We start from the raw sequence: 2,797 nt of genomic DNA, 5'->3' as shown, positions 1-2,797 counted from the left end.
GCCCAGCTTGCCAGAGAGATTGACGCAGCACTCCCCATAGAATTATCCAGAGAGGAACAGATCCGGCTTGTCCGGGAATACTGTTCCTCTCAATTTGTTTCCAGAGGAATGTGCGTTGATTTTGCCATTCACGACACCGACAGCGGCAACCCCCATTGTCATATCATGCTTACCATGCGCCCCCTTGACGAGCGCGGCGCATGGGCGGCGAAGTCCAAAAAGGAATATGACCTTGACGAAAACGGCGAGCGCATACGCTTACCAAGCGGCAGATACAAGACACACAAAGTTGACCTTACCGGCTGGAACGACAAGGGCAACGCGCTTTTGTGGCGTAAGGCATGGGCGGATATTTCAAACGCCTGCCTTGAACGCGCCGGAACCCCGGAGCGTATCGACCACCGCAGCAACGCCGAGCGCGGCATTGACGAGCTGCCCACCGTCCACATGGGCGTAGCGGCCTGTCAAATGGAGAAGAAAGGCATAGCCACCGAGAAAGGCGAGCTGAACCGGAATATCCAAAAGACAAACCGCCTTATCCGGGAAATCCGGGCGCAGATTGGAAAGCTCAAAGAATGGATTGGCGAACTGTTCAAGGCGCGGGAAACCGCCCCGGAGCAGCCCCCGCAATCCCCCGGCCTTGCAAATCTGCTGATAAAGTATATGAGCGTTCAGAGGGAAAAGAGCCGGAAGTATTCGCAGTATTGGCAAAGGCAGCACACAGCCGATGAACTGAAAACCGTTGCAAAGGCGGTCAGCTATCTTTCCGAGCATGGCATTTCCACCCTTGCGGAGCTGGACGCTGCCCTTTCCTCTGTCAGCGACCAAGCCGACGCTATCCGGGCGGGAATGAAAACCGCCGAGAAGCGCATGAAAGAACTGCAAAAGCTGATTGAATACGGGAAGAACTACACCGAGTACAAGCCCATTCACGACGAGCTGAAAAAGCTGAAAAACGGCTGGACGAATAAGCGCGACAAGTACGAGGAAGCCCACCGCGCCGAGCTTACGCTATGGAACGCAGCGAGCCGCTATCTCCATGCAAATCTGCCAAAAGGGACAAAGCCCCCCTTGCCTATTTCTGAATGGGAAAAAGAGTATGCCACCCTCAGCGGACAGAGGACAGCGGAATATACCAAGCTGAAAGAAACCCGCGCCGAGGTTGCCGAGCTTCAAAAAATCCGCAGGTGCGTGGATATTGCACTCCGCGCCGACCAGCCGGAGCTGACCCGCGCCAAGCGGCACGAACAGGAGCGATAAAGAAAAGGACGGGCAAGCTGTCCGGCTTGCCCGTCCTATGAACTCCCCGATAAATGGGAAGCTGATTTAATCCTTACGGACATAAAAGTTCCCTTCCCAATCCCAGAGAGCATAGATGAAATCTCCGTTGCTATCACCGTTTACAGTATATACGCGCATAGTTATATCCCCGTTACTTACCACGCCGATGAAATTTCCTCGGTCAGCAGAGGAATATGAATTTGCTCCATTTTCTGCCAAGTCATCTACAATGTATGTAATCCCATCAATTTCTATTATCTCATTTTCAGCCCCTTTTATGATACCAATAATCGGTGTTCTAAGGGTGAAGTAGAAAACAAGTGAAATGAGTACAACGGAGATAAGCGCAGCAGATACTATTACAACTTTTCTCTTTGACATTTTGCTGCCCCCCTACAAACTAAAATTGTTATTTCTATTTTATCGAAAGTCTATGAACAATTCAACCACAGAAAGCGAGGTATCAACCATGTATTACACCCAAGACCAGATAGACCGGGCGAACCAAGCCGACCTTGTTTCTTTCCTGCAATCACAGGGCGAGCAGCTTACCCGCGCTGGGAATGAATACCGCTGGAAACGGCACGACAGCTTGACCGTCCGGGGAAACAAGTGGTACAGGCACAGCCAGAGCAAGGGCGGCGGCCCCGTTGATTTTGTCATGGAGTTTTTCGGCAGGAGCTTCACCGAAGCCGTAGAACTTCTCACAGGAGAAAAGGGAGCCGCACCGCCGCCGGACAGACCTTGCCCCGCGTCCCTATCCAACTTCCGGCTACCGCCCCCAAACAGCGACAACCGAACAGCGAGGAACTACCTCACAGCAGCCCGCCGCATTGATGAAGATGTGACGGGCTTTTTCTTTGCCCGCGGCGATATTTACGAGGACGCAGCCCACCACAACGCCGTATTTGTGGGGCGGGACGAGGACGGAATACCGCGCTACGCCCACAGCAAGGGAACGGTGGGAAACTTCCGGCTTGATGTGAAAGGCAGCGACAAAGCCTTTAATTTCTGCTACCGGGGCGAGGGCGAAAGGCTTTTTGTCTTTGAAGCCCCCGTTGACCTGCTCTCTTTCCTCTGCCTGTTCAAAAAGGCATGGCAGAAGCAGAGCTATTTGTCATTGGGCGGCGTGGGAGAAAAAGCCCTGTTGCGTTTCCTCTCTGACCGCCCGAATATCAAGACCGTTTACCTCTGCCTTGACAGCGACCAAGCCGGAAACGACGCTTGCAGCCGCCTTGCGGAGCTTGTGCCGGAGGGCTTAACCGTCCACCGCCTTGTGCCGCTGTTCAAAGACTGGAACGAGGTATTGCAGCACCGGGCAGAAATCACAGACGGGAAGTATATCCGGGAAGCGGTTTACGGCTTGAAAGAGCCGCCGCAGGAAGAAACCGTCGAGATTATCCGCATGAGCGAGGTTGACACACAGACCGTTGAATGGCTATGGGAGCCGTATATCCCTTTCGGGAAAGTAACCATTGTGCAAGGCAACCCCGGCGAGGGCAAGACCACCTTTGCC

General features: G+C 53.5%; 3 protein-coding genes. 2 read left to right on the top strand and 1 reads right to left on the bottom strand.

The window, feature by feature from the left end:
* Positions 1–1,260: MobA/MobL family protein (locus H8705_RS13535; protein ID WP_262396307.1), on the top strand; the 1,260-nt coding region annotated here is incomplete at its 5' end.
* Positions 1,261–1,326: 66 nt separating this feature from the next.
* Here H8705_RS13535 and H8705_RS13530 read toward each other — a convergent pair.
* Entirely contained in the window at positions 1,327–1,662 is a 336-nt protein-coding gene (locus H8705_RS13530; protein ID WP_087385906.1) for a hypothetical protein, read from the bottom strand.
* 88 nt (positions 1,663–1,750) lie between these two features.
* Here H8705_RS13530 and H8705_RS13525 point away from each other — a divergent pair.
* The coding region (locus tag H8705_RS13525; RefSeq protein WP_262396306.1) for a toprim domain-containing protein at positions 1,751–2,797 on the top strand (1,047 nt) is incomplete at its 3' end.

This window comes from Youxingia wuxianensis (assembly GCF_014385085.1).
GTDB lineage: Bacteria > Bacillota > Clostridia > Oscillospirales > Ruminococcaceae > Youxingia > Youxingia wuxianensis.
This window is presented reverse-complemented; position numbering and strand designations above follow the sequence as displayed.

What these genes read in the sequence shown, in the direction of transcription:
- H8705_RS13530 (WP_087385906.1), bottom strand. Translation starts at nt 1,662, where the DNA reads ATGTCAAAGAGAAAAGTTGTAATAGTATCTGCTGCGCTTATCTCCGTT.